Raw genomic sequence first — 26430 nt, forward strand, 5'->3', positions numbered from 1 at the left:
AATGGGAGGCGGTAAATCAAACCCCAAAGATTTGCTTTGGATATTATAAATAATATTAGGAGTTATACATATGTCGCACGATTTTAGTATTGAAAGAAAAAAAGATAAAAAAGTAGCTTTCTTTTTTGGTTATGCTGACGCTGTTTTTTATAAGAGTTTTCATTGTGAAGAGTATAATAATCATTTTTCAGGTAGCAATGAAGGTAAAACAATAAGTAAAAAAGGAGCGGAAAGCGCATTAAATAAAATAATAAATAGCGAAGAAATAAAGAACTATCCAGATCCTGAACGTATCAATGACATTAAAGATTTTTATAATAATGTTGTTTTAAAATCAAAAGAAGAAGATAAGTTTTATATTCATTTTAGTTGAGGAGATTAATATATGATTATAGCAATAGCAATGATGCTTCTTTGTATTCTTTTAGGTGCGTTTATGATCCGTAGTTGTATGAGTAAAACAAACACATCAAGCGAAGCAAAGCAAGCAATATCAGATGTTAGAAAGATAATAGACAAAAAAGAACTTATAAAATACAAAAAGAGGCATCAACAATGATTATGGAATATGAAATAAAACTTAATGTATTAGCGCGTTTTTTCTATTATATTGAACAAGCTAAAGATATACCTTTTGATTACTCTAGCTATGAGGAACAAAGCTTATGTTATTTTGTTTCCAATAGATACATTAACGAAAATAAAGCTGACGAGCTTATACAAACATTGATAGATACTAATGATGATGATTATATAAAAGCTATAAGTGATTATGTTCAGTATAAAGCTTTTAATGAAGTGAGAAAGAAATATGAAGACAGATAGAAAGAGAGGACGTATAGAATTAAATCACGAAGAGCGCAGAGATATATCTATACAGTTTAGAGTAAACAAAGCAGAGTTTGACTATTTAAAAGAGCTTGTTGAAGCATCTGGCCTTGAAAGAGGCCATTACATCCGAAAAGAGATTTTAAACGCTGAACCCATTATTAAGAGAAAGATGCCAGAAGTTAATCAAAAAACATACTTACAGATGTCAGTTCTTGGTAATAACATAAATCAGGCCGTTAAAAAGTTAAATGGTAATGAATATTTTAATAAAGATGATGTTGATAAAATAATGTTTAATATAAAGCAGGTTGGCAGAAGATTGACAGAAATTAATAAAGATCTGGGGTATGTATGAAAGGGAATGTGGCTAAAACAGGGAGATCATTTAAAAATAGAGTTGAGTATATATTAAAAGACGATCACAGTTTTATTTGTAGCAATATGTCAGTAGATAAAAATAATGTTAGTGATTTAACTGATGAGTTCAAAGCTGTAAGCAGCTTTAGACACGATATAAAAAAACCAGTGTTTCATGCTTTTTTATCTCTTCCCAAGAATGAACATTTAACAGATCAGGAATGGGAAGAAATAGCAAAAGACTATTTGAAAGAAATGAATATCGATATAGAAAAACATCAATATATTTGTGTGCGTCATAAAGATACTGATAAAGACCATATCCATATAGTAGCGAATCGTGTCGGCCTTGATGGTTCTGTATGGCACGGTCAGCACTCAGCATTTAATACAATAGCAGCTTGTGAACGTTTAGAAGTAAAGCACGGCTTAACCATTACACAGGGGCTTAAAGGTCAAAAATCAGACGTATCAGCACCAACCAAGAACGAGATCGAGCAAGCTCTCCGTATAGGTGAAAAACCAGCTCGAATCGTGCTACAGAACGCACTACAAGCGGCTTTAGTCGGTAAGCCTGATTTGTCCACGTTCGTAGAACGTCTGCAGGCTGTAGGCATCGAGCCAGCCTTCAACGTAGCTTCTACTGGCAGCGTCGCTGGGGTGTCATTTGGTATCAAAAATAATGAAAAAAATATTTATTTTAAAGGCTCTCAGTTAGGCAAAAAATTTAGTTGGAACACTATAAAAAATAAGGTGAAATATGACAAAAATAGAAATGATGAACTCGTTAGAAGATTCTCAGCAAGAAAAACAGATGACGAAAATAGTATTAGACGATCATTTATTGAATCAAATATCAATGACGGTGGAGCCTCTGACCGAATCGATGATGATACTATCGGAATCAGTCAGTACAGCATTAAATCAGACACAACAGACACTTACAAGAGTGAACAACTCATTAGAAGCAACAACAACAGCTTTAAACTCAGCGAAAAATATAATAGACCAACAGGCTCAAAAGTTAGAAGAACAACACAGAAAGCTGCACAAATACTCAACAGAGTTAAAAAACAATACAATAAAGAAACAGTCAAAACTAATAATAAAAGTGGCTTCAATAGTGGGCGTGATAAATTTAGTGGTGGTTCTATTGGTAGGATACTTGACCATGCAGAAACAGCCACAATTGCCACCAATAAATTTAGACTCAAAGGCCGTAGCAGCATCAATAGTCGAGCAACTAAGATCGAAGAGATAAGAGTGAAACTTGGAATAAAAAAAATAGTTATTCAGCCAACGAATAAAGAAAAAATAGTTAAAGAAGAAATAAAGAAAAAGCCATTTTATATGGTTGATAATGAGAGTAGATTTAAATCGAAGTTAAAAGAAAATATAAAAAAAGAATATCCAACAAAACAAATACTGACACAGCGAGATGAAGAACATCATTCAAAACCGATTTTTAAACCTCGATAACTTTGTAATATAACCCTGAACGTTTTATATTGGTTGATACTTTAATTAAGAAAGTAATGAGTGGTGATTTTATATAATATAAAAACCGCCCGAAGGCGGTATTAAATGTATATAATTACTGAACGCAATCAATTAGAGTGTAAGTTGTTTTAATGACTACATCGTTTTCTAATACATCTCTAGCGATCAAACGAACACGCCAATGCTTTCCAACAATGGAGTTTATTTCAGCAGGATGTTTATCTAAAAAAGATTTACTAATCCTACCTTTTATTGACTGTTCAGTATTAGTAGTAATAATTTCAAATTTTTTATCACTTGGCAGTAAATAAAGTTCACCCTCAATTTCAAAGTTTCTTTCCTCTGATATTCTTACTGTCTCCATTCGACTTTTAGCCATTCTTATTTTGCTTTCAGATAATATATATTCATTTCTGTCATCAACAATTTTTAGAGTCGCACCAGCATTAAATAATACGTTGTAAAATGACATTAACTCATTCATTACTCGAGAGTCTAGTTGCTCTATAATATCTTCAAATGTAGCTTCATCAGAAGATGATACTCTTCCAATTATATTATTTACATCCTCAACAACATATTTCAAATCCGAATCGATAATTGATTCTTCTGATTTTAATCCTTCTTCCAAAATAAAACCAAAGGATCCACGAGCAACATCAGTTATCATTAATTTTGTATTTACACTATTTGGAATAGGGCCTCTTTGCGATAAAGAACCATTTTCCAAGAAAGCAAAACGCTTGGATATTAATGATTGAAATTTATCTAGAATAGCAGACGTAAAGTCCGCATCTATTCCTTTAGAACCAAAAACAGGATTGCCACCAAAGAACAAACCTACTTCTGCCTTATTCGAATGATAATCCTTAATGGCATCTATTTTTTCAGCGATCTCTTGTCGCCTGCTGTTCATCTGCAAGAAACCAATAGGGTCAACGTCCTCGCGACCTTGAATTAAATATTCGATAGAGGACAGTTCTGCCTGTAAAGTATCTAACTCTAATCTTTTCAGCATGATCCACCTCCATCTACAGTTTGGCTGCAACCAACGAGTTGTGTAAGAATCTCTTGTTTCTTAGCATCCAGTATAGCTCTTGCCGCAGCATCATCAGAATTCATGGAAACACTTAAAATCCCCTTCCATAGATTTGATACTCTTGAGTGTGAGAAGAGACCAAACCAATATGCTGTTTTTTCAACCAACATATCCGGGGGTATACACAGATCTACATGATATGCATCACAGTGATAAGCGCTTTTGGACTGCTTAGGATTAAATAAATCGGGATTAGCCATAACAATTGGCATCAGTTCGTCATTTTCCATGTATCCATTGCCTTGACTGCTCAACGGGCGATAGACATACGTAACAATATCAACATCAGCCGGTGCCCTACCTCTGTTGTTTGCTGACTCACAATCTTCAACAAAGCTTCCATCTATCCATTGGAAACCCTCAGTAAAGCCAACTGTTCTTAGCTTTTCTCTGTAGGCAAGCAGGCCTTCAAGGATGGTAATTCGTTCAATACTTGTTGCAAAACGACTAACGATATCCGTCATTGCAACTTTGTATGGCGATGCATTTGCCCTTTGAGCGGCCGAATCACCAGTGAAAGGAGGTAAGACTCCAGATGTTGTAAACGCTGGTATCACACACTCACTCCATAACAATCAGATTGATTGAGCGACTACTTTAGCTCAATAGATATGTGTTCATCTTAAGCGTATTATCGCAGGTTGGCAATTAAAATCCTTTTAAAAAACAATACCATCCATCAATTCAACATGCTGATTTTTCGAGGTTTTCTCAAATTTAGTTATGCTTATGTAATGCTACCTAACTGACTAAAAGTAATGCTCTTTTCACACAAAAGCCTTAACAGAGGAAACGCAATATTACGTGACTTAATGCCTCTGCTCATTCTCATTAGTTATACCAATGTAATGTTTTCTCACAGCAAAAGTGAAGTAGCTACCTGTGCAGCATTATAGGCGGGAAATCCATTGGGGGTATCTTTGGGGGTATCACCAAAGATGAAATAGGAAATTAATATTATTAATCAAATGAATATGAAATAGGTATTGTTCCTATTATCGCACCATTTCAAACTCTTTCCGGATCTCTCTAAAGCAACTCAAAGCCTGTATGCTGCGCTTTCTGGCCCGAATCGTATCGTCGGCCATCAACCAGACTTAACCAACATCAAGTTACAGTTGGGGGCATAAGTGGGGGCATTCTGTGTTCGGTCCAGGGAGATGCCCCCAATGAAGCTAAATGCACGACAGGTAGACGCTGCGAAACCCAGAGAGAAAGCCTATAAGCTGGCAGATGGTGCTGGTTTGTATTTTGAAGTTGTTCCCTCTGGTTCTCGATACTGGCGTATAAAATCGCTTAAATCATCACAAAGTTAAACAGAATGAATATAAAGGGAAAGTAATAGCGACGGTTTAGCGGAGCGTGGTCATTCCAGTTTTTGCCTGGATTATCAATTTTATTACTTATGTATTATTGCTGCGGTTGAATAGTGAAGAATAAAAAACAGAAGAAAATCAGGAAAACACTGAACTACACTATTAACGATTGATAAAATTAAAATGACATTCCGTAACATTGGGGTATTTTTCTTTATCATAGACGAGGATTTATTCATTATGATATAATATGACAGAAAAATACGCAGATTATTAATCTGCCAGTAATGTAAATAAATTCTTCAGGAGACCATTCCAGTGGGACGTAAATGGGCCAATATTGTTGCTAAAAAAACGGCTAAAGACGGTGCAACATCTAAAGTATATGCAAAATTCGGTGTAGAAATCTATGCTGCTGCAAAACAAGGTGAACCCGATCCTGAGTCAAACTCATCATTAAAATTCGTCATTGAACGTGCGAAACAAGCGCAGGTTCCAAAACATGTTATTGATAAAGCAATTGATAAAGCCAAAGGTGGCGGAGATGAAACCTTCGTGCAAGGGCGTTATGAAGGCTTCGGTCCCAATGGCTCAATGGTTATCGCTGAAACGTTGACTTCAAATGTTAACCGTACGATTGCTAATGTCCGCACAATTTTTAATAAAAAAGGCGGGAATATCGGAGCGGCAGGTGCTGTCAGCTATATGTTTGACAATACTGGCGTGATTGTATTTGAAGGATCAGACCCTGATCATATTTTTGAAATTTTGCTTGATGCTGAAGTTGATGTTCGCGATGTAACCGAAGAAGAAGGAAACATCGTTATTTATACTGAACCTACAGATCTTCATAAAGGAATTGCAGCGCTAAAAGCAGCTGGAATTACTAAGTTTTCAACAACAGAATTAGAGATGATTGCTCAATCAGAAGTTGAACTTTCACCCGAGGATTTAGAAATCTTTGAAGGACTTATTGATGCCCTTGAAGATGATGATGATGTGCAAAAAGTATATCATAACGTTGCAAATCTCTAATGATTAATTAAAGAAATCTGTCATTGTGGCAGATTTCTTTAAAGTCACTTGTTCCGTGTGAAGAGAAAACATAGCCAGGTAATTATTAATAATGCTGACTATGTGAAATGACTGTTGAGCAATGATTGAATCAGGTGGAGAACTGCGGCGTAAAATAAAAATCCGATGTACTCCGTTTTGCCCATGTGCTATCACATCCTGAATACTTCTCGGTTCTTTGAAGAACATATGCCGACACCCATTAATGCTGATTATTTTTTTGAAAAATTAGAGACGAAAACCGGTCTCGATTACATCCTGCGGGCCCGAGAAAAGGTGCCTGAAAAGGGGATGTATATAAAACCGCATGTCCATTTCGAACACGAAATCATGTGGTTTCGCAACGCGAAAGGCAGCTATAGCATTGGCCGGGAGAAGTTCAGGATTGAGAATAACACCTTGATTTATGTCAGCCCGTTAGTCCTTCATGATATGGAGCTGGAATTTACAAACGACCATGAGCGTTATATTTTACAATACGATCGGGCAATGCTCAGCAATCTGAAATATCTCCTCCCGGTTCTGGAGCCGCATATCGGCGTTGTCACCTGCCTGAGCGAAAAAGAGGCTGACAGGCTGGATTTCATCTTCAGATGGTTTTCAGATGTGAACGACGAGGCGCATACGGAAAATGAGATCAGGCCGCTGCTTATTCTCTTGCTGAATACGGTACTCCAGCATGCGATGACTTCAGATAAGATTTCGTCGCAAACGGATAGCCAGCCAATATTTAGCATGATCATCAACTTCGTTATTGCCATGGAAACAGGGACATCCTTTAACATGAGTCTGAACGAAGCAGCAGACGCTGTTGGGTTGTCATCCGGGCATTTCTCCAGAGTATTTAAAAAGATCATGCAGGTCAGTTTTAAAGAGTATTTACTGCGCAAGAAAATCGCCATGTCGGTCCAGCTACTGCGTACTACCGATCTCAGCATCACCGATATCGCGTACAAATGTGAATTTACGGATGCCGCCTACTATTGCTACCAGTTCAGGCGATTTATCGGCGTTACGCCGAAAAAATTCAGAACCAGTAACCTCACCTCTGAGCAGCTTAAAATCAGCGATCGCCTCTCCAGTTAACTCTTGTCAATTGAGAATAAGCCAGGTATGGCTAATGATTAACATTGATAACGATTCTTTGGCAAAATAAATCACGCAAGCGTCTCCGCGGGCAGTTCTTAGCGGAAGTGTGATCAACACATAGCACCTGGCGCAAAAAAATTATATAAACAGCCCATTTATCTACATTTTTTATCCCCTGTAGCACTTATCTTTTATATTGAGGCCGGCCCTGGATATTTAAAATTCTTGAACCTCCCAAGTAAAAGGTATTTCTATGAATACGTCTGGAGTCAAAGTAAAAATAGGCTATGGATTAGGTGATGGCGCGTCAAATATTATCTGGCAAACCATTATGCTGTTTATGGCCTATTTTTATACGGATATCTATGGATTAAGTGCTTTTCATATGGGGACAATGTTTCTGGTTGTCCGGGCCTTTGATGCTGTTGCTGATGTTTATATCGGCTATCTTGCGGATCATACCAAAACGAAATATGGCCAGTTCAGACCTTATTTACTTTGGTTTTCGCTTCCCTTTGGTATCTTTGGCGCATTGACATTTTATACGCCTGATTTTGGCGAGACGGGCAGGATTGTTTATGCGTATGTTTCTTACACAGCACTCTCTCTCTTTTACTCTCTCGTCAACGTTCCTTACTGCGCATTAATCAATAATATTTCAAAGGATGCAAAGGAACGGGTTTCAATGCAATCGTATCGTTTTGCCTTCGCGGCATTGGGCGGCATTATTGTGTCTGTTGTCGCATTACCATTAACCAAAATACTTGGTGCAGGCGATCTGCAAAAAGGTTATTTCCTTGCCATGGTTATCATGGGAGGGATGAGTACAATCATGTTCTTTCTCTGCTTTGCGATGACGAAAGAGAACTATGTGAAAGACGTGGATAAAAACCATAACCTGCGGGGGATTTATCAGGAACTGCTTATTATTATGAAAGATTTTAACTGGCGCTGTATCTTCTCACTTAATATTGCCAGCCTGATTGCCGGTATTTTAAAAACGGGTGGGGCGATCTATTTCGTCAGTTATTATATGAAACGACCTGATTTAGTCAGCACGGTATTGGTCATTATTCTTTGCACGCGATTTGTGGGAGCCATGTCCACCACACTATTGTACAAAAACTTTGATCGAGTACGCGCCTACAAACTGACACTGGTGATACAGGCTATTATCCTGACTGCACTTTTTGCCGTCCCTGCGGAATCTGTACTCATGATTTGCGGCGTCATCTGCCTGATCCATTTTATTGACTCAAGCTCAGCGCCTTTGCAATGGAGTCTGTTGAGCGACATTATTGATAATGTTGAGAAAAAATCTCATCGTTCATTAAGCGGACTGGTTTTTTCCACCAATTTATTTGCCATCAAAATTGGTATTGCTGTGGGAGGCGCCATTATCGGCTGGTTGTTGACCTTTGGTGGTTATATCGGAAACGCCGCGATGCAGACGGACCTCGCCATCATGACGGTGCGTCTGATTTTTACGATTATCCCGGCCGTTTTTGTCTTAATCATGTTTTTTATTATGCAGCAATATCGTTCCTATGCTGTGTAAATACAGAAATATCACTTAGTCAGTATAACGACAATTCAATTTTGTCTTTCAGGACGTGTTTATGACCACAATAACGAACCCAATTATTCCAGGCTTTAACCCAGATCCCTCTATTATCAGAGTGGGTGATGCCTATTATTTAGCGACGTCAACCTTTGAATGGTTTCCCGGCGTCTGTCTTTATAAATCTTATGATCTCAAAAACTGGCGTCTGATTTCTTATCCATTGAATCGTAGAAGCCAGCTCGACATGACCGGCAACCCGGATTCCGGTGGAATATATGCGCCATGCCTGAGCTACGATGCCGATCGATTCTATCTCATTTACACCGACGTCAAAAATGTGAGCGGGCGCTTTTGGGACAGCAATAATTATATTGTGACCACTGAAGATATTGAGGGAGACTGGTCTGAGCCAACGTACCTCAATAGCCGGGGAATTGATCCTTCTCTCTTTCACCATAGCGATGGAACCAAGTGGCTGGTGAGTATGGAAATGAGCTATATGGACGGAGGGGAGGCCGGATTCCCGAAATGGAATGGCATTATTATTCAGCAATATGACGAAAAGAAAAATACACTGGTAGGCGAATGCCGGAAAATGTATGCCGGCACCTCGCTTGGGATCACTGAAGGGCCGCATCTGTATGAATATAACGGCTGGTACTATTTGCTGGTCGCGGAAGGCGGCACCTTTTATAACCATAGCGTGACTGTCGCCCGTTCGAAACACATATTTGGCCCCTACGAGACCGATCCTGTTGGCCAAATGATGACATCTCGTTTCAATTGTCGTCTTCCCCTTCAGCGTGTCGGACACGCCGATCTTATTGAAAACGGTCAGGGGGAGTGGTTTATCGTACATTTATGCGGTCGGCCATTACCCTCCAGAGGCCGCAGTCCGATGGGGCGTGAAACGGCGATTCAACAGGTTTACTGGAATGACGAAGGCTGGCTGCGACTGGTAAATAACACCGTCGAGCCGGATCTGAGGGTACAAACGTCTCTGAGAGAGTACCCGTGGCCAGCACTGCCTGAAAAAGATGATTTTGATACGCCCGTACTGCCGCTGCACTATCAGTCGTTGCGCATCCCCTTAAGTGAAGAGATGTGTTCGCTGAAAGAGAGAAAAGGCTGGTTACGTTTGCGCGGTCGTGAATCGCTGAGTTCCCGTCACTATCAAAGTTTACTGGCAAGAAGACAAACCGGTTTTGTCTTCACTGCGCAAACCTGCGTCGATTTTCAACCCCGTTCATTCCAGCATATGGCTGGACTGGTCTGTTATTACGACACGTCTAATTATATTTATTTGCATATTTCCTGTAGTGAAAAAGGCGAGAGAACGGTGAATTTGATGATTAACGACCTTAACCGATTCTCACTGCCGATGGGGGAAGGAATTAAGATTGCCAGTGATGGGCTGGTGTATCTGAAAGTCTGCGTGAAAGACGATTCCGCGAGGTTCTATTATTCGTTGGATGAACGCACCTGGTTCCCGGTAGGTGACCATGTGGAATACAGTAAACTTTCCGATGAGTATTTTAAAGAAAGAGGCATTGAACGCTTCACCGGGGTGTTTGTCGGGATGTGCTGTCAGGATTTCACCGGCGAGCGCATTTATGCCGATTTTGATTATTTCCTTTATTCGGAAAATTAATCGCTATCACAATGAGGGGACGAACGTAATGATCCCCTCGGTTCTCCTCATGAGAAACAGATTAACCTGCGCCGATATTCCTACTGATTTTCAAACTCAGAATTTTCGCGCGCGATGCGCTGTATTAATCCCATGCCTGGTCATATAGTGCCTGCAGTACCTGAATATCAGCTTAAGGAGAAGATGATGAAGCGTATCGATTTGCACATGCATTCGGTATACAGCGACGATGCGGATTTCCCTGTCAGCGATCTGCTGATCATGGCGAAAGCGGCGAACCTGGCGGCGCTGGCAATAACCGATCACAACTCGGCACGGTCCGTTGAGGAGGCTATTCGCTATGGCAATGAAAATGGCGTGAGCGTGATGACGGGAATTGAAATTGACTGCTCGTTTGCAGGCAATAACTATCATTTGCTGGGCTACGGTTTTCGTCGTGATTGCCGGGATTTTGACGTCGTCGAGCAGAATTTCCACCATCTGGAAAGTGTTGCAACACCGCTGAAACTGGCGAAACTTCGGGCGCTCGGGTTTCAGCTTGACGTCGATCGCCTGTATACCCTGGCGGGCGATCGCGTTCCGCAGGAAGAGCAGATGGCGGAATTAATTTTAGAGGATGCGCGCAATGCGAATCATGAACTGTTGTTGCCGTACCGGGCCGGGAACCCTCGCAGCGACATGCCGCTGATCAATTTCTTCTGGGATTTTTTTGGCCGCGATAAACCCTGCCATGTGAAGGTTGATCTGCCACCCATGGCTGAAATGGCGTCGATGATTATTGATAACGGCGGTATTCCGGTCATTGCGCATATCGGCGCCAACGTAAAGGAAAAACCGTTGTCGGTGATTGAGCAAATGTTGCCGCTCGGCGTACAGGGCGTGGAGGTCTTTTCCAGCTATCATGATGAAGCACTTCGTCGCGAACTTTATCAGTTCACGCTGGATAAAGCGTTGTTGGCGACCAGCGGCAGCGATTTTCACGGTAAAAACAAGCCCAACATCAAAATGGGCAGCAGCCAACCCTGGGCGGCCGCACTGCCGAAGACACTTGAAATTCTTGACAAAGTGACGCTTTATTAACCAAAGAAAAACCCGGCGTTCGCACCGGGTTTTATTTTTAGAGGTTGCCCCTGTTATTATCATTCATCAGCGGAAGCCACAAATACGTTGCGGCCCCAGGGGTCAGGCTGCCAGCTCAGGCATTTTCTCCTTCACAAAGTTTAAAACTTTCTCCGCATCCAGCGACGCGAAGGGCAGACTTTCAATAATGGCGACTGGTCGTGCATTTCCGACAATGTCATAGATTTCATTGAGCTTGTACTGAATATGCGGCGCAATGAGAAAACCGTCAAAAGCGGGAGCCACGCTGGCGAAATTATCCAGCCCCACCGCACTTATCATGAGAGGATAGCCGCGGCTTTCTGCCAGTATCTGCATCTTTTTGGCAAGAGAATTTGCCGTATTCCCGAACAAACAACATATCAGAAGCTTTTTCATGTTTTTGACCTCCTGAAAACGGTTCACAGAATAGGGCTGGCTATGTTCAAAAAATGAGCGCTACATCTTATTTGCATAACAAATATATTCCAGCGTCGTAGCTCAGACCTCAGGTGCCTCCTGTCGTGAAGACAGGTTGATGACACTTAAGCGGAACTGAGTTCCTGAACTCGTCATGAAGAGGTGTGGTACGCACAGCCGTCAATTCGCATCAGTGTGACAACACTGGGAGTTGGCGATAATAAAAGGGACAGATGTCCTTTTTGTGATCGCCGCGCTCACTTTATTGTGCTATCCCATAAAGGGAGAAGGGGATAGTGCGGAGGGAAGATGAAAAATATTAACGACAGTGCCTTAAAAGAGCGGTTTATTTTAACGCACGGGCTATCTGCGATAATTAACCCCTCCCTGTTAGCGGCACTGCGTCTGGTCAAAATTGATGCCGGGGAGTATCTGATGACGCAAAACACCTATTTGACGCATATCTATTTCCTGGTTGACGGTAAACTGCAGGTCGAGCGCCATAATCCAAACGGGACGCACGCGGTCTATTCTTTTGAGACGCCTTTTTCGGTGGTTGGCGAAATGGAACTTTTCTCCATTAAGAAAAGTAAGGCCGTCGGTTCCGTTCAGGCATTATCGGACTCATGGTTACTGACCCTACCGGTCGAGGCCGTAAAAGAACATGCGATGAGCGATCCTGCTTTTCTTCTTTTTATGTGTCAGAATTTAAGTCATAAACTGCTGCATAATTCACTGATCCATTCCAGTGGCGCGATTTCGGTGGAATCTAAATTGCGTAAATTCTTGCTTTTTAAAATGCAAAACGAAGGCGCAACAATTCAACTGGAGAAAAGAGAGTCGCTCGCGGCCATGTTGGGCGTTTCTGTCAGGCAACTCAATCGTGCGCTGATAAAACTTGCGCAGCAAGGGATTATTCAACACAAAAATAAAACCCTGCAGGTGATAAATCCTGTTCGCTTATCAGATTTTCCTGCTGACAAATCTGAATCGGTGTGAGTTGGGAGGGGTAAATAATCACAGGAGCATGAGATAATGCGCCTGCAGTGAAGGCAGGCTGGAGTGATATTTCAGCCACCAGATACCTTATGATGAGATCAACGGATGAACCTTCTTGAACTGACTCTCCTGAATGGACAATACGATGGTGACGAAACGGGCGGTAAGATCCCATGGAATGAGCCAGACTTCAGCCGCAGAATGCTGGAAAACCATTTGTCGCAGGATCACGACTGGGCCAGTCGTAGACTCCCGGTTATTGAGCAACAGGTTAGCTGGATAGCCCGTCAGCTTCCCGCGGGTGCCCGGATACTTGATCTGGGATGCGGCCCCGGTTTTTACACCCAACGTCTCGCACAGCGTGGGTTTGATTGCACCGGCGTCGACTTTTCTCCCGCCTCCATTCAGTGGGCGCGGGAACAGGCGCAGAGTGCAGGGTTAGAGATCAATTATGTGGAACAGGATGTTCGCGAGTACCAGCCTGACGACCCCTTTGATTTCATCATGATGACCTTCGGTGAAATCAATGTCTTCAGTTTTGAGGATGCGCAACGGCTGGTGGCGCGCAGCGCAGCCAGGCTGAAACCGGGAGGCTCGCTGCTGATTGAAGTGCATACGTTTGACGAAGTTAAAAGACAGGGGATGGCCCCCGCGTCCTGGCAGCGCTGTCCGCAGGGGCTGTTTCTCGCCGAACCGCATCTGTTATTGAGCGAAAATCGCTGGGAAGAAGAAACACAAACCAGCACCACGACGTTCTGGGCGCTCAAAGCCGATGCCAGCATTGCGCATTTTAGCAGTCAGACGCGTGCCTGGCGGGACGACGAGTATTTGCAACTGCTGGCGCAGTGCGGTTTTCACACGACGGCCCGTATTGCCGCTGATGACTGGCCGGTCAGTGAAACCTTTGCCGGGAAGCTCTTTGCCCTGATGGCACGTCGAGAGACGGTATAAACGGCAATTTTTCTTCGCTGCGACCAGATAAACCCGATGCCCGATGGCTTACGCTGTCGGGCTTTTTCGCTATAACGGAGAACCTTACCCAGCGAGGATGTGATTCATCCTCAGGCTGAGGACTCAGCCGTATCATTCTGGCGACGGCGAAGCGATTCACCCCCCGTGCAAGTATCTCAGTAAAAAATGCCCTGGACGATACAGCTCAATCATTTCGCGCTTCCGGGAATAATATATGAAGATAACACCTTGTTTATTAATGAATTGTCTGGGGATATTTTCCGGACTTTTAAAGTCAATCATTATCCTTGTTTATCAAACAGAAAATCTACAAAACTAGACATCTATCGAGTTTTCATCTTAAAGTCCTGATGTTGGCACTAGACAAAACTGTCTTACGGTTATCAAATGGTTAAATAATATTTCGCTGAATGTGAATGATCGGCCAGATAGATAAATGGTCGGCGGGTAATTCAGTGGCTACAAGCAAGACAACACACCATTTCGGGAGAAATTATGCATTCCTCTGTTAATAAAAACGAAAGCCGAACGTTCTTCGGCCATCCTTATCCGCTGGGGTCACTGTTCTTCACGGAGATGTGGGAACGGTTTTCGTTTTACGGCATTCGTCCGTTACTGATTTTGTTCATGGCCGCGACCGTCTACGACGGTGGCATGGGACTGGCGCGTGAAAATGCGTCCGCGATTGTCGGTATTTTTGCCGGCAGCATGTATCTGGCGGCGCTGCCGGGCGGCTGGCTGGCGGATAACTGGCTCGGACAACAACGCGCGGTGTGGTACGGTTCGATCCTGATCGCGCTTGGCCATCTCTCGATTGCCCTGTCGGCCTGGATGGGCGACAACCTGTTCTTCATCGGTCTGATGTTTATCGTGCTGGGGTCGGGTCTGTTCAAAACCTGTATCTCAGTCATGGTGGGAACCCTCTATAAGAAAGGCGATGCCCGCCGTGACGGTGGTTTCTCGCTGTTCTACATGGGGATTAATATGGGGTCATTCATTGCCCCGTTGATCTCTGGCTGGTTGATCAAATCTCACGGCTGGCACTGGGGCTTTGGTATCGGTGGCATCGGGATGCTGGTCGCGCTGATCATCTTCCGTGTGTTTGCCGTTCCTTCTATGAAACGCTATGACCGCGAAGTGGGGCTCGATTCGACCTGGAACAGCCCGGTCGTCAAGAGAAACGGCGTGGGGCGCTGGTTGTTGGCGCTGGCGGTCGGTGTTGCCATTATTGTGACGCTGATTGCCCAGGGGGTGATTGTCATTAACCCGGTTGCCGTTGCCAGCATGCTGGTTTACGTCATTGCCGCGTCTGTGGCGCTTTATTTTATCTACCTGTTCGCGTTTGCCGGACTGACCCGCAAGGAGCGCGCCAGACTGCTGGTCTGCTTTATTTTGCTGGTTTCAGCGGCCTTTTTCTGGTCTGCGTTTGAGCAGAAACCAACCTCGTTTAACCTGTTCGCGAACGACTATACCAACCGGATGATCGGTGATTTTGAAATTCCTGCCGTCTGGTTCCAGTCAATCAATGCCCTGTTTATTATCCTGCTGGCACCGGTCTTTAGCTGGGCATGGCCGGCACTGGCGCGCCGAAATGTGCGTCCAGGCAGTATCACTAAATTCGTTATCGGTATCCTGTGCGCGGCGGCGGGCTTTGGCCTGATGATGATGGCGGCGCAGAATGTCCTGAACAACGGTGGAGCCGGCGTGTCGCCGTTCTGGCTGGTGGGCAGCATCCTGATGCTGACGCTGGGCGAGCTGTGTCTGAGCCCGATTGGTCTGGCTACCATGACGCTGTTAGCGCCAGAAAGAATGCGTGGCCAGATGATGGGCCTGTGGTTCTGCGCCAGCGCTTTGGGTAACCTGGCTGCGGGTCTGATTGGCGGGCACGTTAAGGCTGACCAACTCGATATGCTGCCTGACCTCTTCGCCCGTTGCTCCATTGCGCTGCTAATTTGTGCGGCAGTTCTGATTGTGCTTATTGTTCCGGTGCGTCGGATGCTGGAAAACGCGCAGGTTAAAACAGAACCAAAACCGGCGGAAAATAGCTGATCGATAATAAATATTCACTGATAAAACCGGTGCCTGATGCACCGGTTTTATTTTTTCTCGCCCGGTAAAATCTTTATTCTGACGAACAGGCGCCCGCCTTATAATCGTTAATGCTATTCCCACCAGAACATCTATTCAGGCTCAAAACGTCGGCCTGTTATCACTGTGTTACCGGAAATGACCGACGAAATACCGTCTCTCTCCCTCACAAAATGATGTTTCACAAGATCCCTTATATCTGGCAAATGAGGAAAGATCTTAAGTAGAGATAAATTATTCTTAAACACCTCATTTCTGAATGGCACTTAATGAAACAATATGCTGTATATAATGTTATTTAAGGAGTTATATCCTTTGGTGTGGGGTTTTTTAAGACGGTTGAATTGTCCTCATTGCTAAGATCATTTCATTTGTTCTCACGCCTGATATCTGGAAAATATTGCCTAAATACCGCAATGAGACTCAGGGTGTTTGGGGCGGAAGGACATACGTTACATTGCCGTGACTTTTACATAAAACATACACAAATACACTGCATTTAATCATGCGATGTATAGCGTGCTATTATTTCGATACCGTGGAATTGATATGAAGAGAAAAGAATTTAAATTAACAACCATGGCGTTGTTAATCAGTAGTCTGTTAATAGCAAATAATGCATGTGCAGTCATTCATGATGTAGATGGTATTATTAGCGGAAGCGGAATTATCGCTGAAGATCAGGAATATAAAATCATCAGCACCGCAGGGGAAAACAATACGATCTCTGTTGCGAATAATGGCGGAGTGACCATTACCAACCCGGGTGGCACGCCGACTGTCTCGGGTGGGGGCGAATTTGAAAACGGCGACTTTTTAATTTCCAACGGGACAGTGATTGTCGCCAATAGCGGAACCATTGATTTAGGTTCAGGGACTACTGTGAATCATATCATCGGCGATGTCATTCCAGGCACCGTCGAGGGGCGACCAGACATTCCGCTGGATGCTGATTATCAGTTTATGTACGCGGTGGGTATCGTGCAGGTTGGTGGCGACAGTGCTGCCTATCTCGCGCAAAAAGGCGCGATCGTTGCTGATAATTTGACGATAAATATGAGTCAAACGCGTGATGGCAAAGATATTGCCGGCATTCTGGGCAATAAATACAATGGCGTCTTTACCTTAACCGGCACCACTACGGTTAATTCGGCGGTGACCGGGGCGGATGGTAAGAATTTCGCAATCTATGCGAAGGCGGGATCGAAAATCAACGCTGAAAATTTGATCGTCAATAGTAAGGGGACGTTCTACGCCGTTGGCCTCGATTCGGAATCTGCGGTGGATGCCAACCGTTCACTGATTCGTTATAAAAATGCCACGATTACATCCGTCGCCGATCAGTATGCGGACGGTATCAGTTCCAACGGGGCTGACGTTGAAGCGTTGGGTGACACCTCTATTGATGTCACCGTGAACGATGGGAATGGTGTGATTTCCGGGATCTGGGTTTCAGATGGTCTCACCGGCGTTGATCTGGATGCGCATGTGACCATGGCAGGGACGACGAGCCTGCTGCTGAAGTCGGGCGCGGAGAGTACCATTCTCAGTGGTGTCGAGTCTGTGGGAGCTTCGCAGTTTACCAGTAACGACCTGAATATCACGCTGGATACTCAGGGACATCAGCAAACAATCGGTACCGGCATTCGGGCCAGTAAAGAAGATGCACTCATTGCGGGTAAAATCGACATTAATGGTCGTCTGAACATTGATGTTGTCGATACTTCCCGCAGCGGGAGCTGGAACTACGTCCGTGCGGACAAGGGCGGTGAAATCACGCTGAACGGTGGGGTACAGATGGGGGTTAACTACAATGACCCGGACGCCACCGCCATTCTGGCTGAAAACGCCGACTCTCGCGTGACGATTAACCCGCAGCAAATCCAGGTTGTCGGAACGATTGAAGCCCTGGATTCCGCGGTGGTTGATGTCAGTGCAATAAACCAGTCGCGTTTCGTCGGCGGGATGGTCACCAGCGGCAATGCGGTGAATAACCTGTCGCTGGCCGATGGCTCAGCCTGGAACATGACCAAAAGTTCTCAGCTCACCAACCTGACGCTGAATGACTCCACGCTGACCTTTATGCCAGCCAGTACGAAGATCTTGAAACTGGCACGTGATGCCACGAGTTTCAAAACCCTGACGGTGGATGGTGATTACGCCGGTGCTAACGGTAACCTCGTGATGAACACCCAACTGGGTGACGACGCGTCGCCAACTGACCGGATGATCGTTGCGGGCAACACTTCCGGCACCACGAACGTTAAAGTACTGAACGCCGGTGGCGCAGGTGGACTGACGACGGCTGGTATCGAACTGATTAGCGTCGCTGGCAATTCTGACGGTGAGTTTAAACAGAATGGCCGTGTCGTGGCGGGTGCGTATGACTACACTCTGCATCGCGGTGAAGGCGAGAACAACAAAAACTGGTATCTGAGCAGCGCTCTGTCTCCGGTTACCCCAGTGGATCCTGTGAATCCCGCCAATCCCACCGATCCGCAGCAACCAGCCCCGACGCCGCGCGAACATGCGGTACGTCCGGAAGCCGGTCTGTACGGCATGAACCTGCAGGCGGCGAACACGATGTTTAACACCCGCTTGCAGGATCGTCTGGGGGAAGCGCATTACGTCAATGCGCTGACCGGCGAAGAGGCGGTTACCAGCCTGTGGTTGCGTAACGTTGGCGGGTATACCCGTCAGAAAGACAGCAGCGGCCAACTGGATATGCAGGCAAATCGTTATGTAATGCAACTGGGCGGCGATATCGCGCAGTGGTCTTCGGACAATACCGATCGCTATCATCTGGGGCTGATGGCGGGCTATGCTAACCAGAAGAGCCGTGCCGAGAACCAGCGTAATGGCAACCGTGCTGACAGCCGCGTTAACGGTTACAGCGTCGGTGTGTATGGCACCTGGCTGCAAAACAACGCCACGTACGAAGGGGCTTACGTTGATACCTGGGCGCAGTACAGCTGGTTTGATAACACCATTTCTGGTCGTGGTGTCGAATCAGAAGAGTATGATTCCAAAGGCTTCACCGCGTCTGTTGAATCCGGTTATACCTGGAAACTGGCGGAGCTGAGCGAGCGTAACACGCTGTATATTCAGCCCAAGGCCCAGGTGACCTGGATGGGCGTGAAGGCGGATGAGCACAAAGAAGTTAATGGTACTCGCGTCGAAGGTAACGGCGATGGCAACATCCAGACTCGCGTCGGCGTGCGTCTGTTCGGCAAGGGCCACAACAAACTGGACGACGGCAAAGGCCGCACCTTCCAGCCGTTTGTGGAAGCCAACTGGATCCACAACAGCAAAGACTTTGGCGTCTCAATGAACGGTGAAAACGTGAATCTGAAGGGCGCCCGCAATATTGGCGAACTGAAAGCCGGTGTTGAAGGTCAGTTAACGAAAAACGTCGCCCTCTGGGGTAACGTCGCCCAGCAGGTTGGCAACAACGGCTACAGCGACACTTCAGCGATGATCGGTATTAAAGCGTCGTTCTGATGACAACCCCCCGGTGGCGCAATGCGACCGGGGGAATTCCCGCTGATGCCGGGGCTTCGGGGATTATCGTGCAAAACCATTATTGATACAGATTTGCCCGCTGGTATGCAGGGTAAAGGCGATCTTCCCGGGATAGTTACTGTAATAATTATGCTCTTCTTCCAGTCCTTTTTCCTGCGCCAGTTTTACCGTCTCCAGTGAACAGGTACGGTATATCAAATCTTTTTCCATTAGCTTCTGTTTTTCGAGTTGTTGTGCGGGGGGAAGCGCTAACCATTTCTCTGAAAGTGAATAATCAAAGACCACGCGCTGACCCCTGGCCTGAATGTTTTGCGCTGTAATGTAATCATCAATTTTCACACTGGACTGGCCGCGCATTTTTTTCTGTTCTTCTGCTGCCGCATATTTTGCCAGCGCGGCACTGTCCATTCCGGCGATTTTTTCCTTATAGACTGCCACATAGTCTGCTGACTGCTGGTAGTGGTTGCTGTAGGCCTTGCGCATATCGTTGTCGCTCATCGTACAGCCGGCGAGAATAAATGGTAATAAAAGGAGTGGTTTATTTTTTAACATCAGATTGTTCCCATTCTGCCATTATTATGAATAATTAAACAGTCTCTCTCTGTGTTGAATTTATTTAAAAGAGAGTGCTTAATTTTTCGGGTAATAATGTTTTACAGCAAAGAGAATGGCTGGGGCAAATACTGCCCCCTGAAACTACTTTATTTCAGGGGGAGGGATTTAGCGATGGGTAATGCCTTCGTAGATTAACCGTAACGCCAGCAGGCCAATTATCGCGCCGATGATGCGACTGGCGACGCGCTGTATTCTGCCGTAGGCCCGACGCACCGCGGGCAACGAAAAAGCCTGACTCAGAAAGACGCGCCAGATAACCGAAGAGAGTACAATCCCGGCCCAGGCCATCATCCTTGCCCATGTCGGCGTATCCACGCTCAGCGTGACGGAGAAAATACTGATAAAAAACAGGACGGTTTGCGGATTCGACAGATCGGTCAGTAAGCCGCGACGAAAGAAGACCGTCCACGGCGCGCTAACGGGTTGCTGAAGCGCCGGCATCTGTGGGGTGGCCTGGTGACGAATGCTGTTCCACGCAAACCACAGCAGATACGCGCCGCCACCAATTTTTATCAGCGAAAATACCGCCTCACACTGGGTGATCAGCGTCGCCATGCCGAACAATCCCAGACCGGAATAGATAGCGTCACCCAGTGCGACACCCAGGCCCGTTAATACTCCAGCGCGTCGTCCGGAGGCCAGACTGGTTTGCACCACCACAAACAGGTTGGCACCGGGGTTGAAGAAGGTTAAGACGAACAGGCTGACGGTGAGGAATACCGCGTGAAGAGGGTCCATAAACCACATTTCCCTGAGCTGGATAACGTCACTCCATCTTATTTCTCATAAAATCTGAGGGATGCGAATGGGATCACAAAGGGAGAGCAGGGCGAAGAATACCACCCGTGTTGCCACGGGTGGTGGAAGGTCAGAAGCTGTATTTCAGCCCTAACATTCCCTGAGTATCACTGTAACCGTTATCGCCAATCTGCTGGGCAACGTTACCCCACAGTTGCAGACGCTGGCTCAACTGGCCTTCAACACCGGCTTTCAGTTCGCCAATATTACGGCTGCCTTTCACGTCGTTATTAATGTCATCCATCTGCACGCTGTAATTCTGCGTATTGTGGATCCAGTTGACTTCCACAAACGGCTGGAAGGTGCGGCCTTTCCCGTCATCCATGGCGTTATGCCCCTGCAGGTAGGCCTTCAAGCCAAGACGCGTTTGCAGATTACCGTCGGTTTTATCGACCACCCGGGTGCCGTTTTTCTCAACGTGCGTATCGGCCTGCACGTCCATCCAGGTGAGTTGCGCTTTAGGCTGAATATACAGCGCGTTGCGCTCGCTAAATTCGGCCAGTTTCCAGGTGTAGCCCGTTTCAACAGAAGCGGTGATGCCGTCTGAGTCATATTTCTCAGATGCCAGTCCCTGTCCGGACACGGTGTTGTCAAACCAGTTGTAGAGCAGCCAGCCATCGACGTAAGCTCCGGTTTTATCGGCGTCGTTGGCATACCAGGTGCCGTACAGACCAGCGCTGTAGCCGCTGATTTCCCCGCGTGAGCTGTATCCGGTCAGGCTGGAGTGGCTGCGGCTCTTGCTGTTGGCGTAACCGGCCATCAGACCCAGATGCCAGCGATCCAGACCGTCGGTGCTCCACTGGGCGAGGTCGCCGCCCAGTTGCATCACGTAGCGGTTGCTCTGGGTGCTGATCTGCCCGGAACCGTCCTTGAAGCGGTTATGTCCGCCGATATGGCGCATCCACAGGCTGGTAACTTTCTGTTCGCCGGTGAACGCATCGGTGTACTGGGTTTCGCCCAGACGATCGTGCAGACGGGTAGTGAACAGCGTGTTGGCGGCAAGGGTGTTCGCCAGATAGCTGCCGGTTTCCGGGCGATACTGATGTTCACCTTCCGGTGTCGGAGGGACAGGAATCACGGGTTCTTTCGGCTCAACCGGTGGGGTCGGCTGAACCGGCCCAGGCAAGGCCACGCTGGTCAGCGACCAGTTCTGGTTATCTCGTTTCACAATGTTGTAGTCATAGGCACCCGCGACGATACGACCTTCTTTGACAAAGGTCCCGCCAGAGACGCCTTCAACGTCAACTATGCGGATGCCTTCAATCGTCGCGGCTCCGTTACCGCCCGCGTTACTGACGCTGACGCGCGTGGTGCCGTGAGTATCCCCTTTCACTATCAGCTTATCTGTCGCCGAAAGGTCATCACCCAGTACGGTACGCAAGGCCAACAGACCGTTGTTGCCGGTATAATCGCCATTGATGGTTAACGTGGTTGGGGTAAAGGCGGCTTTCACCCGCGACGGAGAAGAGAGTATCGCCGCGCCTGCCAGTTCCAGCGAGTTCAGGGTTTGTGAATAGCCGTTAAGATCCAGTTGTGCACCGCTGTCCACATGATAATCCGATCTTGCACTTAGGGTATTTTCTGCACCAGCGCGCAGCGTGCCGTTCGCAACGTGGGTGGGGCCAAGGTAGGTGTTGGCCCCGGTTAGCGTGGTTGTCCCCGAGCCGACATGGTTCACTTCACCCGCGCCGGTGATTTTGGCCGAGAGCACGAAGTCGTCGCTGTTATGGTTAAAATTGAGTTCAGCGGTGTTCAGACCGCTGGCGTTGCCAAGATAAATCCACGGTAGATCCAGCGTCCCCGCGGCCTGTTGCGCTTCTCCCTTTGCGCCGCCAATATTCAGGATGCCGGTACTGCCTTCTCCCACTGCCAGCCAGATTAAGTTACCCGAGCGGACCGTTGCACCGTTGCTGACGGTGAGGATCCCGGTGGCGTCATTAGGCGTTGTTGCGAACCCCCCGAGGTAAATACCTTCCGTCACATCCAGCAGTGAGTTTTCACCGTCCACGAGGGTGACACCGTAGCCATTACGACTGGTGTTATTCGTATTGCCGACGTAGCCGATGTTCATATGCTCGCTTAAGGAGAGAGTGCCTCCGCGGGTAATGTTCAGGTTGCCGCGCCCCTGATCGCCGACCACGCTCCAGACGGATGAGATGGACGAATTAGCCCCATCGATGGTGACTGTCCCTTGGGCATTGGCGGCATATTCGCCAATGCGTAGTTCATCAATACCGCTAATTTTACTGCCGTTACTGACCTGCAGTGTTCCTGAGCCATCATGAGTTCCGAGCACCAGATTCAGATTACCCAGTGTCCAGGTTGCGCCATTTGTCATCGTCACGCTGCCGTTCGCGCCGTTCCCTATCATACCGGCGGCGGTGGCGATATCCCGGCCATCGATCAGCAGTGAGCCGTCGGAGTTCTCACCCACCCAGAGACTGCGGAAGTTATCCCATGCCGGGTCGGTATTTTCCGTTGTGGAAAGCGTAATACTTTGGCCATTATTAATGATAATAGTATCGTCCACTGTCGCTGGTGGTGAAATTGTATTATTGGCGGTTGCCGTGGACGTTAAGGCAATCGAAATTGCCATGGCTAATAGGGATTCAGGGAAATGCAGCGCATTTATTTTCATATATTGACTCTTCCTTAAGATTTAACTATTGCTCCTGTGCATGGACAAGAAATCTCCATGCTGAATAGTCGGTCATTAATATATTTGCTTAGGGTAAGCAGGTACGGATTAATTCTAATGGTATTTGTTGTGCGGGAAATAGCGTAATCGTTTTACGGCCGATTTGTATCAGGTATCGATAGGTTGAATCTATTAATGTTCATTAATGAGTGAAAATTGCTCGCACTGTTGCTAATCATTTGATTATTAATCTTTATTGGTTTTCTTTTTTTATCCAGGAATAATGCAAATTTAAAGTCAAAAACAACAAGATAGACTAAGTCTTCGATAAGCGAGGCTGAATGAATGTTACGGCTAAACGTTAATCTGGTAAGCTTGCTCATGTTTTTAATTAGGTGCGGATGTGCTTTTTTTTGAGATTTTTCAGGCTGAGAAAATATCTTTTTCTTGATGAGCGTCAAATTTTAAAAGGGAAGTAATCTGCGGGTTTTTCTGACATTATTAAGATTATTACCAATAATGTCGGGAGGGTTTTAATAATAATCTTAAGTGGTCTTATGCGAAACGGAGAATTTCATATTCTCACAGCGTTCATGCGTTATTAAAAAAGAGGCGTTTACCGTCTGGATAGTGATATGAAAAAAATAACGCAATTTTACTGTAGAATGTATAAAGAAGTACTGAGCAGGCAGAAACCACAAAAGCAACATATCCTTGAAGGGGCTCTGGATTTTTTATGGAAGCTGAACTAGTTATTAATCATCCCTGAACCGCGGCCTGCATTCAGGAGTGATGATAGCGTCATAACATAACCTGGAGCTTTACTATGAAAACTGGATATAAAGTGTTGATTGGTGCATTGGCTTTTGTGGCGACAAACGCGTTTGCAGCGGAACTGTTAACAAAGGCTGAGTTTGAGAAGGTGGAGTCGCAGTACACCCTGATTGGTAATATCAATACCAGCAATGAAACGTCCACTCAGGATGCGAAGGAAGATCTGCTCAAAAAAGCGGAAGAAAAAGGGGCTGATGTGGTCGTGCTGACTTCTGGTCAAACCGACAACAAAATTCATGGTACAGCCAATATTTACAAGAAAAAATAATTCGTAAGCGTGCCGGATGGTACTGGTCTGTAAGGGTTGTCAGCCCGATAAAACGCCACGCGTCACCATCCGGCAATTCACTCCTTCAGCCGTCGCCAGAATGTGGTTCGGCTGATCCCCAGATAGCGGGCAGCGGCGCGCTTATCACCGTTAAACTGCGCCAGCACCTGCTGCGGCGTAGCGGAAGTTAAAGGGGATGACGGCGATTCGTTCAGCGCCAGTTCCGGCAGTATCTGCTGTAATAAATGTTCATTCAGTTGTGGCATCGGTTCAACGCTTAAAAACAGCGCCAGCCGTTCCATCATATTGCGCAATTCGCGAATATTCCCCGGCCAGTGATAGTGCAACAACAGGCAGGCGCTCTGCGCCAGTCCGGCGCGCACCGACCCGGTAAACGGTACAGAAAGTGCGGCCAGCGACTGTTTTAAAAAAACTTCCGCCAGCGGCAGGATGTCGGCGGGTCGTTCACGCAGAGCCGGCAGCGACAAACGTAAAATACTCAGGCGATAAAACAGGTCACGACGAAACTGCCCCCGTTTCATTTCATCTTCCAGATTACAGTGGGTGGCGCTTATCACCCGCACATTCACCGGAATAGGGTGATGTCCGCCTACCCGGGTGACCTCCTTTTCTTCCAGCACGCGCAGCAACCGGGTTTGCAGCGGCAGTGGCATTTCACCGATTTCATCAAGAAACAGCGTTCCGCCGTGGGCGATTTCAAACAGCCCGGCACGGCCGCCGCGGCGCGAGCCGGTGAAAGCCCCTTCCTCGTAGCCGAACAATTCCGCTTCAAGCAGCGATTCGGTAATCGCCCCACAGTTTATCGCGACAAAGGGATGCGAGGATTTGTCATGACGATGGCCTGCGCGGGAACAAAATTCACGGTGAATGGCCTGGGCCGCCAGTTCTTTTCCGGTGCCGGTTTCCCCCTGAATCAGAACCGAGGCCGGCGAGCGGGCATACAGCGTAATGGTCTGGCGCACCTGTTCCATCTGCGCAGAGTCGCCACGTATATCCCCCAGCGCATAGCGGGTGCGCAACGTCCGATCTGACGCGTAGCGCCCATGCTGACGCAGGGTGATACGCGTCATATCCAGCGCATCGCTGAACGCCTGGCGCACCGTGGCGGCGGAATAGATAAAGATACCGGTCATGCCGGCCTCTTCCGCCAGATCGGTAATAAGCCCCGCGCCGACCACCGCTTCAATGCCGCCCGCTTTTAGTTCGTTGATTTGCCCGCGCGCATCTTCTTCGGTGACATAACTGCGCTGTTCCAGTTGCAGGTTAAAGGTTTTTTGAAAGGCCATCAGCGCGGGGAGTGTCTCCTGGTAAGTCACCACGCCAATGGAAGTGGTCAGTTTTCCGGCCTTTGCCAGCGCCTGTAACACGTCAAACCCGCTGGGTTTGATCAGAATAACCGGTATCGACAGGCGACTTTTCAGATACGCGCCGTTTGACCCGGCAGCGATGATGGCATCACAGCGTTCAGTCGCCAGCTTTTTGCGAATATAGGTGACCGCTTTTTCAAAACCGAGCTGGATCGGGGTGATAGTCGCCAGGTGATCAAACTCCAGACTGATGTCGCGAAACAGATCGAACAGTCGCGTTACCGAGACCGTCCAGATTACCGGTTTATCATCATTCACCCGTGGGGGAAGATTTGTCGTCGCCATAGCCAACCCAAATTAAAGACAGAG

General features: G+C 46.5%; 21 protein-coding genes and 2 pseudogenes. 16 read left to right on the forward strand and 7 right to left on the reverse strand.

Features of this window, described 5'->3' with window-relative positions; translation table 11 throughout:
* The first annotated feature begins 70 nt into the window (after positions 1-70).
* From QNN88_RS11050 to QNN88_RS11070, 5 genes are read left to right on the forward strand one after another with little or no spacing between them, the layout of a single operon-like run.
* Positions 71-373 carry a hypothetical protein gene (locus QNN88_RS11050; RefSeq protein WP_042948914.1) on the forward strand — a complete coding sequence of 101 codons (303 nt, stop codon included), beginning with the start codon at positions 71-73 and terminating at the stop codon, positions 371-373.
* A gap of 12 nt (positions 374-385) precedes the next feature.
* Positions 386-559 (forward strand): hypothetical protein, encoded by a 174-nt coding sequence (locus QNN88_RS11055; RefSeq protein WP_414240270.1) that lies wholly within the window; start codon positions 386-388, stop codon positions 557-559.
* The gene (locus tag QNN88_RS11060; RefSeq protein WP_414240271.1) at positions 556-825 is read left to right on the forward strand and encodes a hypothetical protein; all 270 of its coding nucleotides are present in this window, start codon (positions 556-558) and stop codon (positions 823-825) included. The genes QNN88_RS11055 and QNN88_RS11060 overlap by 4 nt, the downstream gene beginning before the upstream one ends.
* A complete protein-coding gene (locus QNN88_RS11065) occupies positions 812-1186 on the forward strand; it encodes a plasmid mobilization protein (protein ID WP_414240272.1) in 375 nt (124 codons plus the stop codon). Before QNN88_RS11060 ends, QNN88_RS11065 begins: the two co-directional genes overlap by 14 nt.
* Positions 1183-2667 carry a relaxase/mobilization nuclease domain-containing protein gene (locus tag QNN88_RS11070; protein ID WP_414240273.1) on the forward strand — a complete coding sequence of 495 codons (1485 nt, stop codon included), beginning with the start codon at positions 1183-1185 and terminating at the stop codon, positions 2665-2667. The genes QNN88_RS11065 and QNN88_RS11070 overlap by 4 nt, the downstream gene beginning before the upstream one ends.
* 115 nt (positions 2668-2782) lie before the next feature.
* Here QNN88_RS11070 and QNN88_RS11075 read toward each other — a convergent pair whose 3' ends face one another.
* Positions 2783-3706: a hypothetical protein gene (locus QNN88_RS11075; RefSeq protein WP_079810863.1), complete on the reverse strand. Its 924-nt coding sequence runs from the start codon at positions 3704-3706 to the stop codon at positions 2783-2785.
* The gene (locus tag QNN88_RS11080; protein ID WP_206616036.1) at positions 3700-4344 is read right to left on the reverse strand and encodes a DUF6932 family protein; all 645 of its coding nucleotides are present in this window, start codon (positions 4342-4344) and stop codon (positions 3700-3702) included. The genes QNN88_RS11075 and QNN88_RS11080 overlap by 7 nt, the downstream gene beginning before the upstream one ends.
* Before the next feature lie 612 nt (positions 4345-4956).
* Between QNN88_RS11080 and QNN88_RS11085 the strand changes: the two are divergent.
* From QNN88_RS11085 to QNN88_RS11110, 6 genes and pseudogenes are all read left to right on the forward strand, one after another.
* A pseudogene (locus tag QNN88_RS11085) lies at positions 4957-5079 on the forward strand (Arm DNA-binding domain-containing protein); the annotation flags it as partial.
* A 342-nt stretch (positions 5080-5421) separates the two neighbouring features.
* Positions 5422-6138, forward strand: coding sequence for a YebC/PmpR family DNA-binding transcriptional regulator (locus QNN88_RS11090; protein ID WP_414240274.1), 717 nt, complete (start codon positions 5422-5424; stop codon positions 6136-6138).
* Between the two features lie 330 nt (positions 6139-6468).
* Complete coding sequence (locus QNN88_RS11095; protein WP_414240275.1) at positions 6469-7263, forward strand: helix-turn-helix transcriptional regulator; 795 nt, start codon at positions 6469-6471, stop codon at positions 7261-7263.
* Between the two features lie 256 nt (positions 7264-7519).
* Positions 7520-8824 carry a glycoside-pentoside-hexuronide (GPH):cation symporter gene (locus QNN88_RS11100; protein WP_414240276.1) on the forward strand — a complete coding sequence of 435 codons (1305 nt, stop codon included), beginning with the start codon at positions 7520-7522 and terminating at the stop codon, positions 8822-8824.
* 61 nt (positions 8825-8885) lie between these two features.
* Positions 8886-10481 (forward strand): glycoside hydrolase family 43 protein, encoded by a 1596-nt coding sequence (locus tag QNN88_RS11105; RefSeq protein WP_414240277.1) that lies wholly within the window; start codon positions 8886-8888, stop codon positions 10479-10481.
* Between the two features lie 183 nt (positions 10482-10664).
* Positions 10665-11561, forward strand: a complete 897-nt coding sequence (locus QNN88_RS11110; RefSeq protein WP_414240278.1) for a PHP domain-containing protein — start codon at positions 10665-10667, stop codon at positions 11559-11561.
* A gap of 102 nt (positions 11562-11663) precedes the next feature.
* On the opposite strand, the gene QNN88_RS11115 is transcribed toward QNN88_RS11110, so the two are convergent.
* Positions 11664-11978: a PTS sugar transporter subunit IIB gene (locus QNN88_RS11115; RefSeq protein ID WP_414240279.1), complete on the reverse strand. Its 315-nt coding sequence runs from the start codon at positions 11976-11978 to the stop codon at positions 11664-11666.
* Between the two features lie 330 nt (positions 11979-12308).
* On the opposite strand from QNN88_RS11115, the gene QNN88_RS11120 reads away from it, so the two are divergent.
* From QNN88_RS11120 to QNN88_RS11135, 4 genes and pseudogenes are all read left to right on the forward strand, one after another.
* The gene (locus tag QNN88_RS11120; protein WP_414240280.1) at positions 12309-12998 is read left to right on the forward strand and encodes a Crp/Fnr family transcriptional regulator; all 690 of its coding nucleotides are present in this window, start codon (positions 12309-12311) and stop codon (positions 12996-12998) included.
* Positions 12999-13103: 105 nt separating this feature from the next.
* Positions 13104-13937 (forward strand): annotated as a pseudogene (locus QNN88_RS11125) (class I SAM-dependent methyltransferase); the annotation flags it as partial.
* Between the two features lie 528 nt (positions 13938-14465).
* Positions 14466-16019 (forward strand): peptide MFS transporter, encoded by a 1554-nt coding sequence (locus QNN88_RS11130; protein WP_414240281.1) that lies wholly within the window; start codon positions 14466-14468, stop codon positions 16017-16019.
* A gap of 588 nt (positions 16020-16607) precedes the next feature.
* Positions 16608-19559, forward strand: coding sequence for an autotransporter outer membrane beta-barrel domain-containing protein (locus tag QNN88_RS11135; protein WP_414240282.1), 2952 nt, complete (start codon positions 16608-16610; stop codon positions 19557-19559).
* Between the two features lie 63 nt (positions 19560-19622).
* Here the strand turns inward: QNN88_RS11135 and QNN88_RS11140 are convergent, their stop codons facing one another.
* From QNN88_RS11140 to QNN88_RS11150, 3 genes are all read right to left on the reverse strand, one after another.
* Positions 19623-20078 carry a hypothetical protein gene (locus QNN88_RS11140; protein ID WP_414240283.1) on the reverse strand — a complete coding sequence of 152 codons (456 nt, stop codon included), beginning with the start codon at positions 20076-20078 and terminating at the stop codon, positions 19623-19625.
* 222 nt (positions 20079-20300) lie between these two features.
* Positions 20301-20933: a LysE family transporter gene (locus QNN88_RS11145; RefSeq protein ID WP_414240284.1), complete on the reverse strand. Its 633-nt coding sequence runs from the start codon at positions 20931-20933 to the stop codon at positions 20301-20303.
* Positions 20934-21063: 130 nt separating this feature from the next.
* Entirely contained in the window at positions 21064-23631 is a 2568-nt protein-coding gene (locus QNN88_RS11150) for an autotransporter outer membrane beta-barrel domain-containing protein (protein ID WP_414240285.1), read from the reverse strand.
* An 826-nt stretch (positions 23632-24457) separates the two neighbouring features.
* On the opposite strand from QNN88_RS11150, the gene yahO reads away from it, so the two are divergent.
* Positions 24458-24733, forward strand: coding sequence for a DUF1471 family periplasmic protein YahO (gene yahO, locus QNN88_RS11155; protein WP_046476027.1), 276 nt, complete (start codon positions 24458-24460; stop codon positions 24731-24733).
* A gap of 77 nt (positions 24734-24810) precedes the next feature.
* Here yahO and prpR read toward each other — a convergent pair whose 3' ends face one another.
* Positions 24811-26406, reverse strand: coding sequence for a propionate catabolism operon regulatory protein PrpR (gene prpR / locus QNN88_RS11160; protein ID WP_414240286.1), 1596 nt, complete (start codon positions 26404-26406; stop codon positions 24811-24813).
* Positions 26407-26430: the final 24 nt, after the last annotated feature.

Source organism: Citrobacter sp. ANG330, from assembly GCF_047467925.1.
Lineage (GTDB): Bacteria > Pseudomonadota > Gammaproteobacteria > Enterobacterales > Enterobacteriaceae > Citrobacter_A > Citrobacter_A amalonaticus_G.